This window comes from Streptomyces sp. NBC_01166 (assembly GCF_045039765.1).
Taxonomy (GTDB): Bacteria; Actinomycetota; Actinomycetes; order Streptomycetales; family Streptomycetaceae; genus Streptomyces.
The window spans coordinates 3,361,516-3,375,440 of sequence record NZ_CP108613.1; the positions used below are offsets into that span (position 1 = coordinate 3,361,516).

The following is a 13,925-nucleotide window of genomic DNA, read 5'->3' on the forward strand; positions in this document are numbered from 1 at the left end:
CGCGCCGGCCCGGCTACGCGCTGCGCTGACGCCTGCGGGCCGCCGAGATCGCGCGGTTGGTCTCCCGCGTGTCCTGCTTCTCGCGCAGCGTCTGGCGCTTGTCGTACTCCTTCTTGCCCTTCGCGAGCGCGATCTCGACCTTGACGCGGCTGTCCTTGAAGTACAGCGCGAGCGGCACGATCGTGTGGCCCGTCTCCTGCGACTTGGACGCCAGCTTGTCGATCTCGGCCCTGTGCAGGAGCAGCTTGCGCTTGCGCTTGGCCGAGTGGTTGGTCCAGGTGCCCTGGACGTACTCCGGGACGTGGATGTTGTGCAGCCACGCCTCCCCGTTGTCGATCTGGACGAAGCCGTCGACCAGCGACGCCCTGCCCATCCGCAGCGACTTGACCTCCGTGCCCATGAGCACGAGACCGCACTCGTAGGTGTCGAGGACGTGGTAGTCGTGCCGCGCCTTCTTGTTCTGCGCAATCATCTTGCGCCCGGTGTCTTTTTCCTTGGCCATAGTGCGGTCATTTTCGCACTACGACCCACCCCCGAGGCCACTCAATACCGTTTCGCCCCGCTGCTGGGCCTCCGGACCCGCTCCGACGTCCGGCGTGATGCCGCTCCCCTCGACGGTGCGGCCCGCCGGGGTGCGGTAGTGCCCGACGGTCAGCTCGGCCACCGAACCGCCCGGGAGCTTGCTGGGCAGCTGCACTGAGCCCTTGCCGAAAGTGCGTGATCCCACGGTCACCGCCCTCCCCCGGTCCTGCAGCGCCCCGGTCAGCAGCTCGGCGGCGCTCATCGTGCCGCCGTCCACCAGGACGACCACGGGCCGGCCGGTGTCCCCGCCGGACTCGGCGTACAGGGCGTGCTGCTCACCGTGCACGTCGTAGGTGGCGACGAGCCCGCCGTCCAGGAAGGCCGAGGAGGCGGTGACGGCCTCGCTGACCAGGCCGCCCGCGTTGGCCCGGAGGTCCAGGAGGATCCCGGCGTCCCCGGGCGCCTCGTCCACGGCGTCGCGGACCGCGGTGCCGGTGCCCTTGGTGAACGCGGCGACCTTGATCAGGACAGCGGCGGAGGGGTCCCGGCCGAGGCGCCGGACGCTCACCGGATCCGTGCTGAGCCTGGCCCTGCGCAGGCTCGTGTCCCAGGAGTGCCCGTCCCGGCTCAGTCCGAGGACCACGGAGGAGCCTTCCGCCGCCTTCGTCCGGTCCCCGCGCAACAGCGCGACCACCTCGGCGACGGGGCGCTTCTCGACCGGACGGCCGTCCACGGTGCGCAGCAGGTCGCCCTTGCGGACCCCTGCCCGTTCCGCCGGTCCGCCGGTCCGGACCCCGGTCACGGTGACCTCGCCGCGGGCCGAGCGGCGGGCGGAGATCCCCACCCCGGTGTACGAGCCGTCGAGGGCCTGCTCGAACTCCTCGTACTCCCGCTCGTCGTAGACCGCGCCCCAGCGGTCCCCGCTGCGGCTGACGACCTCCTCGGCGGCATCCGTACCGGACTTGCCGTCGGCCTCCGCCTCGGCGACCGCGTCCGCGATCTCCTCGCGGTCCACGGAACCGACGTCGGAGGACACCGCACGGGCCTCTATGTCCGTGCCCGCACCGTCCTCACGGGGCAGGGACCCGGTGGCCGCGGCGGTGGCCAGCACGCTCGCGAAAACCAACGTCAGGGCCGCCCCGCGGCAGAGACCGCGGGGTTTCAAATGGTACGTAAGGCCCGGCATGTGGCCGAGTGTAGGACAACGCCCCGGCCGCACACGGTCCGTTGGCCGCATGCGGGACGGGGCGCTCGTCACACCTTGAGGTACTTGCGCAACGCGAAGAGAGCCGCAACGGCGGGCATCAGCAGCCCGATCGCGAGGACCAGCGGGAGCTTCGTGAGAACCGCTTCCCAGCCGATGAAGTCGATCAGGTTCAGCTTCTCCTGGAGCGCGAGTCCGCCGTCGATCAGGAAGTACCGTGCCGCTATCAGGATCACGCAGGCGAGCAGCCCGCCGATCAGGCCGGCGAAGGCGGCCTCCATGATGAACGGCATCTGGATGTAGAAGCCCGAGGCCCCCACCAGCCGCATGATGCCCGTCTCACGTCTCCGGCTGAACGCCGAGACGCGGACGGTGTTCACGATGAGCATCAGCGCAATGACCAGCATCAGCCCCATCAGGAAGATCGCGGCCACATTCATGCCGTTCATCAGCCCGAAGAGGTTGTCCAGGATGCTCCGCTGGTCCTGGACCGACTGCACCCCGTCACGGCCCGCGAAGGCGGTCGCGACGACCTTGTACTTCTGCGGGTCCTTCAGCTTGACGCGGAACGACTCCTGCATCTGGTCCGGCGTGATGTTGCCGGCCATCGGCGAGTCGCCGAACTGCTCCTGGTAGTGCTTGTACGCCTGGTCGACCGTCTCGAAGAGGACCGGCTTCTCGACGGCCTCCATCTTCTCCAGGTCGGCCTTGATCTCCTTCTTCTGCTCGGCCGTGACGGCGCCCTTGGCGCACTTGGGCACGTCCTTGGCGTCGTTCTTGTTGCAGAGGAAGATCGAGACGTTGACCTTGTCGTACCAGTAGGTCTTCATCGAGCTGACCTGCTCGCGCATCAACAGCGCACCGCCGAACAGGGCGAGCGAGAGGGCGACGGAGATCACGACCGCGAAGGTCATCGTGAGGTTACGACGAAGACCGACGCCGATCTCCGACAGGACGAACTGGGCGCGCATGGCGTCCTTTCAGTACTCGATGCTCAGTGCTGGTAGCCGTAGACGCCACGCGCCTGGTCACGGACGAGACGGCCCTGCTCGAGCTCGATGACGCGCTTGCGCATCTGGTCGACGATGTTCTGGTCGTGGGTCGCCATGATCACGGTGGTGCCGGTCCGGTTGATCCGGTCCAGCAGCTTCATGATGCCCACGGAGGTCTGCGGGTCGAGGTTTCCGGTCGGCTCGTCCGCGATCAGCAGCATCGGGCGGTTGACGAACGCCCGCGCGATCGCGACACGTTGCTGCTCACCACCGGAGAGCTGACCGGGCATACGGTCCTCCTTGCCCCCGAGGCCCACGAGGTCGAGAACCTGCGGCACGGCCTTGCGGATCTCACCGCGCGGCTTGCCGATGACCTCCTGCGCGAAGGCGACGTTCTCGGCGACGGTCTTGTTGGGGAGGAGCCGGAAGTCCTGGAAGACCGTGCCCAGCTGGCGGCGCATCTGCGGCACCTTCCAGTTGGACAGCCGCGCGAGGTCCTTGCCGAGCACATGGACCATGCCCTGACTGGCGCGCTCCTCGCGGAGGATGAGCCGCATGAAGGTGGACTTGCCGGAGCCGGAGGAGCCCACCAGGAAGACGAACTCACCCTTCTCGATGTCGAGTGAGACGTCCCGGAGAGCTGGACGGCTCTGCTTCGGGTAGGTCTTGGAGACGTTGTCGAATCGGATCACGGATGCACCACGGTCGGCCGGGAGTAGGTGAGCGTGACCATACGCGAACCGGACTCACGCGTGCAGTCGGCGTCCGGCAATGGGCGTTATGTAACGGAACGCGACGGCGCACGAACCGGGGCGTGCCGGACCCGCACCCGCGAGCCGCGCCGAAACCCCCGCGACCTGGCACAGTGGTAGGGGGAACGGTTGGGTTCCCCGGAGCGTTGTGCGGAGAGAAAGCGTAGGCGGCTCCGCCGCGCGGGAGGAGGAAAGCGCATGACCTATGACCGACTGGTGTGCGCGAACTGCGCGGCTCCCGTCAGTGAAGGCCGGTGCAGCGTCTGCCGGGCGAGCCGGGAGCGCATGCAGGAGGACGGCCCGTTCGCAGGGCTGAACCCGGCGATGCTCATCGCCCTGATGGTGATCCTCACGGCCGCCCTGGCCCTGCTCGTACACCAGGCCGTGTGACCGGGCGGTCGCACCCGGTCACTAATCCTTCTCACTCCTCTGCCGCGAGCACCCGCGGGAGCACCTGCTCCAGCAGCTCGGCGGCCCGCACCTTGCCCGTCGGGCTGTACGGGATCGACGCGACCGGCAGCACATGGGCGGGCAGGCAGGGCACCCGGCCGGCGCAGGCGGCCCGGACGGCCCGCCGGCCCCCGGGCTCACGCTCCGCGGAGACCGGGACGAAGGGCACCACCAGCGCGTCACCGAGCGTGGGCAGGTCGACACGGAGGACCACCGTGTCCCGCACGCAGGGCAGGTCCATCAGGTCGTACTCGAGACCGAAGACGTTCACGTCCAGCGGCGCAGTCTCGTCCACCTTGGAGACACCGTCCGTACGGCCGGTGAGTTCGAGGTGCCCCTGTGCGTCGAGCACCCCGCTGTCGCCGGTGAGCAGGAAGCGCCGTGGTCCGTCGCCGTCGCCCGGGTCGAGGTCCAGGAACACGGGCTGCGCGTTGGCGTAGTCGTCCATGAGCTGGTAGCTCGCGATGGCGACACGGCCCCGCACGCCCGGCGGGAGCAGATGCCCCTGGGAGTCGACCACCGCGAGGGTGCTGCCCTCCCAGGCCCGCCCGGCCCTGCCGGGGACGGTGTGCAGCTCGTCCGGGGTGATCAGGGTGTTCAGACCGGTCTCGGTGGTGCCGTAGTACAGGTGCAGCACCGGCCCGAGGCGCTCCCAGGCCCTGCCGATCAGCCACCGGTTGAGCTGCCGCCCGCCGGAGAGCACGAACCGCAGCCGGGACGTGGCGGCCAGGTCCTGGGAGTCGGGGTGCGAGACCAGCGACGCGAGAACCGGCGGAACCATCAGGCTGGTGGTGACACCCTCCGTCCGGATCAGCCGGGCCATGTCCGCCCCGTCCCCCTCCGGGCACAGGACGATTCTGCCGCCGAGCGCCAGGAAGACCCGCGCCCAGCCGGGCCCCGAGGAGTGGTAGAGCGGGACCGTCACCAGATGCACGTCGTCGGGGCCGAACGCGAATTGGTCGACCAGCGCGGTGAGTCGGCGTTCCTCGAAGGAGAAGTTCCGGATCACCATCTTGGGCGTACCGCTCGTACCCGAGGTGAAGCAGTAGGTCGCGAACGGCTGTTCCACGGGCTTCACTTCGCGTGGGCCGGTGGCCGCGAGGGAGGCGTACGTCGGGGCTCCCTCGGTGGAGCCGTCCAGATGGACGGTGAGCACGTCGTCACGGTCGAGGTCGGGTACGCCCGCGCTCTCCAGGAGCGGCCGGCACCTGGTGGTGCTGATCAGCACGGTGGGCCGCAGTTGCTCCAGGGCGCGCGCCGTCGCCTCGGGGGAAGCGGTGTAGTCGAGGCCGACGCAGGGGATGCCGAGGCTCGCACAGGCGGCCATGACGACCACCAGCTGCCAGCTGTTCTCGGCGACGAACGCCGCCCGGGCCGGGCGGCCGGGAGGCAGGACCGCGTGCAGTCCGGCCGTCACACGGGCCGTCCGGTCCTCGAACTGCTGCCAGGTCAGCCGGTCCCGGCCGTCGACGATCGCTGTGTCGTCCGGGCGCCGGGCGGCGTTCCTGCGAATGTCCGCGAGTTTGAGCATCTGTTCACTCCATATCCGCTGTGGCCGCCGTGTCCGCCGTTCCGCCGAGGGGGGCGACCGCCGCTGTGCGTCCCTGGCGCAACGTGTAGATCTCGACCCCGCTGGTGCGCAGCGCGTCGAGCTCGCCGCGGGTCCGGTCCGAGAGCTTCTCGCCGGGCACGGTGATCGGGATGCCCGGCGGGTACGCGATGATGAAGTGCTCGGCGACATCCCCCGCCAGGGCCTCGGAAGCGGCCCGGTAGGTGCGCTGGACGGTGCGCAGGGCGTCCAGCAGCCGCAGGAGTATTCCCTCGTCGACGCCGATGTGGACGTGGAAGACGACGGCGTCGCCGCTCTCCCGCGCGACGTACAGGGCGTACTCGTCGAACAGGATGCGGCGGAACTCCGCCGCGGTGATACCCAGCGCGCCTATGTCCACCAGGACGCGGGTGGGGTCGTCGTGGACCAGCAGGCCCGGTTCGCCCAGATGTCCCTCGGGTCCGAGCGTGCGGTAGGCCGAGAGCCGGGGGTCCGTCCGGATCTCGGTGCGCAGGGTTCTGGCCAGGTTCAGCGAGCGGTCCAGCAGGGCCTCGCCCTCCACCTCTGCCTGCAGCCTGGCCAGGTCGAGGCTGGCCAGCACGGGCCAGCTCGGCGAGGTGGTGTGGAACTGGAACAGCGTCTGGGCGATCCGCTCCTGCATCTCGCCGTCGCCCATCAGATGCAGGTACGAGCCCTGCCGCAGCGCCGACATGGACTTGTGTGCGGAGTGGGTGACCGCGACGGTCATCGGCAGCCCGGGGTCCGACTCGCGCAGTTGCCTCACCGCCTCCAGGGCGGTCAGCGGCTGGAGCCGCGGATGGTAGCGGTGGACGGCGCCCCAGGCCTCGTCGACCAGGACGGACACGGCGGGGTGCAGTTCGGCCAGGGCGCCCAGCAGCGCCGGCATGTCGTAGCGGACGCCGTCGTAGGAGACGGCGGACAGCACGACCGTGTCGTACGGCACGCCTTCGGCGACGGCGAGGGCGAACATGTCGAGCAGCTGCCGCAGGTCGGCGAAGGTCCGCGGGCAGTCGGCGCAGCAGCGGCGCATCGGCGCGTACTCCGTCGTTGCGTTCATGTCCCCGAGCGCGAAGTGCACGGACTGGTGGCAGCTGCGGTCTGCGAGCACCCGGCCGCCGGGCGGCACCAGGGCGCCGAGCGCGACCCGGTTGGCGGTGCTGGTCCCGGCGGACAGGAAGATGGTGGAGTCCGCACCGAAGCTCGCCGCGGCGAGCTGTTGGGCGGCGCGCAGCGGTCCGCGCGGCCGGAAGAACGAGTCGAGCATCGTGCCGCTGTACGACACCTCCGAGGCGAGTTGCGCCTGCCCGAACAGCGCCTCGTAGACATCACGGATCTTCGAGTTCCTGATGGAACCCCCGTGCGACAGGGGAAGGGCGTGGAACGAGGCGATGTCCCGACGGGCGACGGAGAGCACCGCCTCGGCGAGCGGTGCACCGCTCGCCGAGGCGGGCAGGGCCCCGGGCCCCGGACGTACTGCGGTACCGCTGCCGGCTTCTGGCATGGCAGTGCTCCAGGAGGTGAGGGAACACCCGCGAGGGTGCCGTGGACCCACTCTGCGTAAGCCCGCCGGGGTGCGACAGCGCCGCGGCCCGGCCCCGTCAGATGCGGGTGACTTCGTCAGGTGTTCCGTCACTTGCTCCGTCACCTCGGCAGCGGGAGTGGTGGTCACACCACACCCCGCCGGGCCGCAGCTCGCGGGTTCGGGGCCGCGGAAAGCCGGGGTGGTGGTGGTCCGCCCACCATCACCGGGAGCGATCTGGTGCCCGGCGCACCTCGTCGGCCACCACCTTCAGGGGCCACCGTTGACGTATGAGTGGAGACCTGGAACAGACCAAGGATGTGTTCGCCGGATTCCCGGACGGCGCCGAGCCGTCCGATGTGGTCTCCGAACTCGCCGCCGCGGTGTTCTCCGCCTCGCTGCGGAGGAGGGACCAGCGCGCGAAAGGGGAGCAGTACCTGCGCGGGCTGCTGACCGTGGGCGGGCGCAAGACCATGCGCAACATCGCCTCCCTCGTCGGAGGTTCGGCCGCCGAGCAGAGCCTCCAGCACTTCATCTCCAGCTCCACCTGGGACTGGGCGCCGGTCCGGGAGGCGCTGGCCTGCTATGTGCAGCGGACCGTGCCGCCGCAGGCGTGGGTGCTGCAGCAGATGTCCATCCCCAAGGCAGGTGACCAGTCGGTGGGGGTGACCGCGGGTCCGGCGGCGAGCGGCGAGGCGCCCGGACAGCGGGCCTTCGGCCTGTGGTTCGCCTCGGAGGAGATGAGCGTCCCGGTCAACTGGCGGCTGCATCTGCCGGAGTACTGGCTGCAGGACAGCTCCAGGCGCCGGCGCGCGGACATTCCCGCGGAGACCGTCGCGGAGTCGCCGGACGAGTGCGCGGTCGCGACGGTCCTGGAGACGATGAACCGCTGGCCGGTGCCGCGCAGGCCGCTGCTGCTGAACGCCTGTGGGCACGACCTCCCCATGCTGATGCGGGAGTTCGGCGACTCCGGTGTCCCCGTGCTGGCCAGGATCGGTCCGTCGAGCCGGCTGGCCGTGGCCGATCCCGCACTCCCCGGCTACGGCGCCGGCGCGGTGTCGGCACAGCAGATCGTCGAGGCGGTCAAGGGCCTGCGCCACGCGGTGCGCCGGGACGGATCGGGCGCGCTGGTCGTCGCCGTGCCCGTGGCGTTCGCGCAGCGGGCTCCCTTCGCCCGGACCGTCGTGCCGGGGCGGGGGCAGCGCAGCCTGCTGCTGCTCGGGGTGTGGAACGATCCGCTGCGGCCGGCCGGGGAACTGCTGCTCACCGACATGACGCAGGCCCCCGTGCCCGCGCTCCTGCGGATGAGCAGGCTCGCCCGCCGCGTCTCGCGGGACTTCACCGAGGTCGGGGAGCGGGTCGGGCTGCGGGACTTCGAGGGCCGCTCCTTCCGCGGCTGGCACCGGCATATCACCCTGGCCTCCGTGGCCCACGCGGCGGCACTGCTGGGCGGGACGGGCTGGGCCGAGGACACGCTGCGGGCGCCTTTCCCCGTCGCCGCGCCCACCCCGGTCACGATGCCCCACCAGACCTGGTCACGGGACCAGTTGCACTCCACGGGGCCCACGCTGGTGCCCTCCGTCTCCCCCGTGCCGGGGCAGGTCCGCACGGTCCGGCCGGGGCGTATGCCCAGCCCCTATGTCGCGGGCGCCTCGGCGTGAGGCGGCGCGCCGCCCTTGCGGAGCGTGTGCCGGGCGCGGTGCAGCCGTAGGGCGAGCTGGACCTCCAGGGCTCGCACGGGCTCCTGCCAGCCCGCGCCCAGGAGATCGGTGATGCGCTCCAGCCGCCGCGAGACGGTGTTGGGGTGCACATGCAGACTCTCGGCCGCGCGGGTGGGGCTGCTCCCGGCGGCGAAGTAGGCCTCGAGGGTGCGCACCAGCTCGGTGCACTGCTGGGTGTCGTAGTCCAGCACGGGCCCGATGGTGAAGGCGATGAAGGCGACGGTGTCCGGTTGCTCGGACAGGAGCATGCCAAGAAAACCCAGCTCCTGCGGCGACGCGGTGGCGCCGTCACCCCCCAGCGCGGTCAGCGCGTCCAGACAGCGCCGCGCCTCCCGGTACGTCTGGACGATCGTCACGGCGCTGGTGATCGGCCCGGCGGCACCTGCCGTCACCGGATGGCCGAGGACCGAGGACAGCTCGCTCGACACCGCGCGCGCCGCCGCCCCCGGGTCCGTGCCCGGCAGCAGCAGGACGATGCACCCGCCGTCCGTGGTCTTCAGGCCGGAGAGCCGGTAGGCGTACGAGGAGGCCCACACGACGGCCTTGCCCTGCGCCCCGCCCTCCGGGCGTGCCACCACGGCCACATGAGGCTCCGTCAGGTCGACGGCGAGCCTCCGGGCCCGCTCGGCGAGCTGATCCGGTGTGTAGCGCGAGGAGCTGAGCAGCTCGTGGAAGAGCTGGTCCCGCATGTGCCCTTCGGCGGCTGCCGCGCTGCGCTGCACCTGCAGCTGTACGGCGATGGCCTGGGCGACGATCCTCAGCAGCTGGGCGGTGATGTCGGTGGCCGCCTCCCGTGGTTCGAAGACGAGGGTGGCGAGGATCTCGTCACCGGCGGCCGCGGGGCAGCACCAGAGGCCCTCGGCCGAGCGGATCGGAGCCCGCTCGGTGTGCGCGTCGAGGACCGTCTTGAGCAGCGCGTCCTCGTCGAGGGCGGTGACCGCACCGGTGGCCGCCAGATCGCGCCCGGCGACGTCACGCACCAGCAGGGTGCCGTCGAGCGCCCCGGCAGCGGCGGCGGTGAGCTCGTGCAGGTCACGGCCGCGCAGCACGAGGTCGATCAAGCGGCTCTGGGTCTCCCGGAGATGGCGGGCCGCCGAGAAGAAGTCCATGGCACGGGAGGAGTCGAGCTCCAGCTCGGATATCTCGTCCCTGGCCTGGGCGAGCAGCCGGGCCTTCTTGATAGCCACGGAGACCAGGTCGCCGAGCGAGGACATCTGGGTGATCTCGTCGGGCGCGAAGTGCCGCACCTTCCGGTCGGCGACGTACAGCGCCCCGAAGACGTGGTCGCCGTCGTGCAGCGGCACCGACATCAGGGCCCGCAGCCCCTCGGCACGCACCACGTCGTCGATCGCCCCGGAGTGCGGGAAGCCGTCGTCGTCCAGGTAGTCGGGTGACCAGAACGGGATGGACTGCGACCTGGACCGGTTGCCGAGACCGCCGGTCCCGGGGATACGGAAGCCCACGGTGATCGCGGAGGCGTGCCCGTCGGCGGCGCGGACGTACGAACAGTCCTCGGCCGGATCGTGGAAGCTGATCCACGACATGTCGAGGTTGAGCAGCAGCCGGGCGCGGCGGGTGATGACCTTGAGCAGCACGTCGAGCTCGTAGGGCAGGGTCAGTTCCCTCGCGGTGTCGACCAGGGCGGCGAGCCCGGCCTCGCGCTGGTGCCGGCGGGCGAAGAGACTGTGGATGTCCAGGGCGAGGCCCCTCGCCCTGTCGAGCAGCGCGGCCGACTCGGTGTCCGCGGGGTCGGGCAGCGCGGTGCGGATCACTTCCTCGAAGCGCTCCGGGGGTGCTTCCGTCGCCAGTAACTCGAACAGCCTGAACAGAGCCTCACGTACTGAAGGGTCCTCGCTCGGCAATGGTCGTTCCCTCCCCCAGGGCCGCCCCAGGGTCTCCGGGACGAAGGACCGCGAACATCCTTCCGTGAACCTAAAACCTGCGAGCTGGTTCGGTCAACCATCCCAGGGCGGAAGTCAAGCCCCTGGTCAGAGCGGGTCGGGGGTGACCGGGTCACCGCTCCGGTCACCGAGGCTGTGACCGGAGCACCTTCCTGCGGCGATCCGGCCGAAGGCATGGTCATGACCGGGGCGCCGCACCGGGCGCCCGACCGATGACGGACCGGAACGGGGACCCAGGGTGACACAAGCCGGAACACACGTCGTGACACAGGCCGTGCCACGAGTCCAGTGCCACGAGAGATCGTTGCAGCGCAGCCGGGACTCCCTCACCCGGGAGGACCGGCCCGTCGTCTTCCGCATGGCCGGCCATGAGTGGGACCTGATGGACGAGGTGTTCGCACCGGTCTTCTCACCGTCCACGGAGACGGCGCTCGGGTTCCTGGGACTGGCGGACGGACCGCCCGAAGCCCCGAGCGGTTCGTTCCTGGAGATCGGCTGCGGTACGGGGGTCATCGCCGTGCTGAGCGCGCTGGCCGGCTGTACGCGGGTGGTCGCCGCCGACATAAGCCGGCCCGCCGTACGGAACGCGGAGATGAACGCCGCGCGTCATGGCGTGCGGGAGCGGCTCGACGCCGTGCACAGCGACCTGTTCTCCGGGCTGGGCGGCGAGCGGTTCGACACCGTCTTCTGGAGCTCCAACTACGTGCGCGCCCCCGACACGTACTCCTACGGGTCGATCCACGAGGCGGCGTACGTGGATCCGGGCTACCGCGCCCACCGCCGCTTCCTGACCGACGGCCCGGACGCCGTCGCCGCGGACGGCAGGGTGCTGCTGCACTTCAGCGACCGCGGCGACGTCGCACGGCTGTACGAGATCGCCGCCGAGTGCGGTCGCGAGCTGCGCACCGTCGCGAACGAGCGGATCACCGAGGGCGAGTACGGCAGCGACGTGGTGGAGCACATGCTGCTCCAGGTCGTCGCCGCGTCCGGCTGAGGACGGAGCAGGCGTCCTGAGGACGGAGCAGGCGTCCTGAGGACGGAGCGCCCGGCCGGGTCATCCGGCCGGGCGCTCCTGCCTCACCGGGCCCGTGTCCTCCCGGCACTTCTCGCCGAGGACCCGGAACACCTCCGTCATGTCGATGCCCACCTCGTCGAGGGCCGCGAGGGCGGCCCGCCCCGCCTCGTCCGCCTTCAGCAGCGTGTCGCCGTTCGGCACCCCGTGGGCCACGGCCTCCTCCAGTACTTCCACGGACACCGCCTGCGCGGTCCGCCACCCCACCAGTGCGGTCAGCCGGTGCGGCAGGGGCGCCGTCCACACCAGTCGGGGCGGCCGCGCACCGGCGGCGCGGAGCACCCGCCACCACTCGTCGCCCAGCCGCTCCTCACGCATCCGGAACGCCAGCCTGGCGACCGCCAGCGCCGCCGAGCCCCGATGCCGCAGGGCCTCCGGCGACGCCAGCCGGGCCAGCCGGGCGTCGACCTCCGCGTCGATCTCCCCCACCGGCACCGAGATGACGGCGGCCAGCCGGCGCAGGCTCAGCCCCGCGGCGAGAGCCAGCTCCAGTCCGCTGAAGTACGCGTCCATGGCCTCGACACAGCTGTCCAGCGAGCGGACGGGCGACACGTCGACGCCGAGCCCGGCGGCGACCGTCGCGGTGACCGCCCGGAGGCCGGGGCCGTCGGGCGCGATGCGCACCAGCAGATTGGGTCTGTCCACCGCGAGGCTCGTCTCGTGGTCCACGGCGGCGGACACCAGTCCGGCGTCGCCGTCCGCCGCCTCGTACACCCACAGGAGCGCGTCGCAGGCCTCGCGTACGGCGTCGGCGGACCCGGAGGCGGAGAGAAGACCGCTGAAGTTCCCGTCCTCGGCGAACCTGCGCAGCCGGGCCGGTGCGAAGGGTGCCGACGCGTCTTCCGCCAGCCAGCCGGCCACGCCTTCGGCGGCCAGTTGCCGCAACAGCGCGGCTGCCAATGGGCTGATCATGGGAGCCGAGATTAGGGGAGCCCGCACCCACGCGACAGCCGCGCTCCGGCTCTCCGTCAGGTCCGCCGTTCTTCCGTCAGGTCCGCCCTTCTCCGTCAGTCCCGCAGCGCACAGTTGACTTATTCCGGGGCAGTTGACGGAATTCCTCCTCGCCCTTTGCCGCCTCGCCACGGGAACGGGATGTTCGTTGCGGTCACCGGCCCGGTGCCCGACGAGACGAGAGGACCGCAATGCCTGCAACCATTTCCGTACCGCAGTGCCTCGTGTGCGACACGGACTTCGATATCCAGGACGACTGGGAGCGGGGCGAGATAACCGAGTGCGGCGCCTGCGGGCAGGAGCACGAGATCGTCGAGAAGGATGACGCCGTCGTACGCGTCGCCCTGGCCCCCGAGGTCGAAGAGGACTGGGGCGAGTGACCGACGCCCCCGAGGTACTGCTTTCGGTCACCATGCTGCGGCCGGACGAGAAGCTCCTCCTCAACGCACTGCGCGAAGAGGGACTGAACGTCCGGCCGCTGCTGGCGGAGGACCTCGCCGAGGTGGTGTCGGGGGTGACGCCCCCGCCCGCCTTCGCGGTGATCCGCAACCTGTCCCACCGCGAGGCGGTCGGGGTCGCCCGACGACTCGAATTCACCGGCGTGACGGCCCTCAACCGTGCCGCCACCATCGAGACCTGCAACGACAAGGGCCTTCAGGCCCTGCTGTTCGCCCGGCACGGCATTCCGCACCCGGTGTCCCGCCACACCTTCAGCTACGACCAGGTGCGCGGGACCGTGGCGGAACTCGGCATGCCGGCCGTCGTCAAGCCCGTCAGCGGTTCCTGGGGGCGCGGGGTCACCAAGGTGACCGACACCGACTCGCTCGAGGCATGGGTGGGCGGCCGCGAGTCGGCGGACGCCGCAGGCAAGCTGTTCCCGGTCCTGGTGCAGCAGTACATCGACAAGCCCGGTCACGACCTCCGGGTCGTGGTGGTGGGGCGCACCCCCGTGGTCGCCATCCAGCGGGTCTCGGACAACTGGCGCACCAACACCCACCTGGGCGCCAGGATCGAACGACTGGAGATCACCGGCCCGATCGAGAAGCTCTGTGCGCAGGTCGTCGACGCACTGGGCGAGGGCTTCTACGGAATCGATCTCATCGAGGATCTCGCCACCGGCGAGCTCCTGGTCCTCGAAGTGAACGCGAATCCCGATTTCGCCCGTTCCTCCGCCGTACACGGCGTGAACGTGGCAGGCCATCTGGCCGCGTACATCGCGGAACTGTGCAGCGACACCACGCTTCCCGCGGCCGCGTGACACGAAGGAAGAC

13 protein-coding genes are annotated in these 13,925 nt (G+C 70.8%); 5 read left to right on the forward strand and 8 right to left on the reverse strand.

Annotated features, from left to right (window positions below; genetic code table 11):
- Positions 1-13: 13 nt before the first annotated feature.
- The 4 genes from smpB to ftsE all read right to left on the reverse strand — a co-directional run bounded on the left by smpB (position 14) and on the right by ftsE (position 3,410).
- Positions 14-502, reverse strand: a complete 489-nt coding sequence (gene smpB / locus OG379_RS15510) for an SsrA-binding protein SmpB (RefSeq protein WP_393765722.1) — start codon at positions 500-502, stop codon at positions 14-16.
- 18 nt (positions 503-520) lie between these two features.
- The gene (locus OG379_RS15515; RefSeq protein WP_405663125.1) at positions 521-1,708 is read right to left on the reverse strand and encodes a S41 family peptidase; all 1,188 of its coding nucleotides are present in this window, start codon (positions 1,706-1,708) and stop codon (positions 521-523) included.
- A gap of 68 nt (positions 1,709-1,776) precedes the next feature.
- Entirely contained in the window at positions 1,777-2,697 is a 921-nt protein-coding gene (ftsX, locus tag OG379_RS15520; protein ID WP_356708698.1) for a permease-like cell division protein FtsX, read from the reverse strand.
- Between the two features lie 23 nt (positions 2,698-2,720).
- Positions 2,721-3,410 carry a cell division ATP-binding protein FtsE gene (gene ftsE / locus OG379_RS15525; RefSeq protein ID WP_031100680.1) on the reverse strand — a complete coding sequence of 230 codons (690 nt, stop codon included), beginning with the start codon at positions 3,408-3,410 and terminating at the stop codon, positions 2,721-2,723.
- Positions 3,411-3,668: 258 nt separating this feature from the next.
- Between ftsE and OG379_RS15530 the strand changes: the two genes are divergently transcribed.
- Positions 3,669-3,860 (forward strand): hypothetical protein, encoded by a 192-nt coding sequence (locus tag OG379_RS15530; protein WP_104786324.1) that lies wholly within the window; start codon positions 3,669-3,671, stop codon positions 3,858-3,860.
- A 31-nt stretch (positions 3,861-3,891) separates the two neighbouring features.
- Here OG379_RS15530 and OG379_RS15535 read toward each other — a convergent pair whose 3' ends face one another.
- Both OG379_RS15535 and OG379_RS15540 read right to left on the reverse strand, forming a co-directional pair.
- Positions 3,892-5,451, reverse strand: a complete 1,560-nt coding sequence (locus OG379_RS15535; protein ID WP_405663129.1) for a class I adenylate-forming enzyme family protein — start codon at positions 5,449-5,451, stop codon at positions 3,892-3,894.
- 4 nt (positions 5,452-5,455) lie between these two features.
- Positions 5,456-6,991, reverse strand: a complete 1,536-nt coding sequence (locus OG379_RS15540) for an arginine decarboxylase (RefSeq protein ID WP_405663131.1) — start codon at positions 6,989-6,991, stop codon at positions 5,456-5,458.
- A gap of 308 nt (positions 6,992-7,299) precedes the next feature.
- Between OG379_RS15540 and OG379_RS15545 the strand changes: the two genes are divergently transcribed.
- Positions 7,300-8,670, forward strand: coding sequence for an IS701 family transposase (locus OG379_RS15545; protein ID WP_405663133.1), 1,371 nt, complete (start codon positions 7,300-7,302; stop codon positions 8,668-8,670).
- On the opposite strand, the gene OG379_RS15550 is transcribed toward OG379_RS15545, so the two are convergent.
- Positions 8,646-10,592: a helix-turn-helix domain-containing protein gene (locus OG379_RS15550; RefSeq protein ID WP_405663136.1), complete on the reverse strand. Its 1,947-nt coding sequence runs from the start codon at positions 10,590-10,592 to the stop codon at positions 8,646-8,648. The two genes, OG379_RS15545 and OG379_RS15550, sit on opposite strands and share 25 nt — an antisense overlap.
- 343 nt (positions 10,593-10,935) lie before the next feature.
- On the opposite strand from OG379_RS15550, the gene OG379_RS15555 reads away from it, so the two are divergent.
- Positions 10,936-11,625 (forward strand): 50S ribosomal protein L11 methyltransferase, encoded by a 690-nt coding sequence (locus OG379_RS15555; protein WP_405663138.1) that lies wholly within the window; start codon positions 10,936-10,938, stop codon positions 11,623-11,625.
- A 60-nt stretch (positions 11,626-11,685) separates the two neighbouring features.
- Here OG379_RS15555 and OG379_RS15560 read toward each other — a convergent pair whose 3' ends face one another.
- Positions 11,686-12,615, reverse strand: a complete 930-nt coding sequence (locus tag OG379_RS15560; RefSeq protein ID WP_393765715.1) for a hypothetical protein — start codon at positions 12,613-12,615, stop codon at positions 11,686-11,688.
- 230 nt (positions 12,616-12,845) lie between these two features.
- Here OG379_RS15560 and OG379_RS15565 point away from each other — a divergent pair, with 230 nt between their 5' ends.
- Together OG379_RS15565 and OG379_RS15570 are read left to right on the forward strand one after the other, a co-directional pair.
- Complete coding sequence (locus tag OG379_RS15565) at positions 12,846-13,034, forward strand: lysine biosynthesis protein LysW (protein ID WP_104786329.1); 189 nt, start codon at positions 12,846-12,848, stop codon at positions 13,032-13,034.
- Entirely contained in the window at positions 13,031-13,912 is an 882-nt protein-coding gene (locus OG379_RS15570; protein ID WP_405663140.1) for a RimK family alpha-L-glutamate ligase, read from the forward strand. Before OG379_RS15565 ends, OG379_RS15570 begins: the two co-directional genes overlap by 4 nt.
- Positions 13,913-13,925 lie beyond the last annotated feature (13 nt).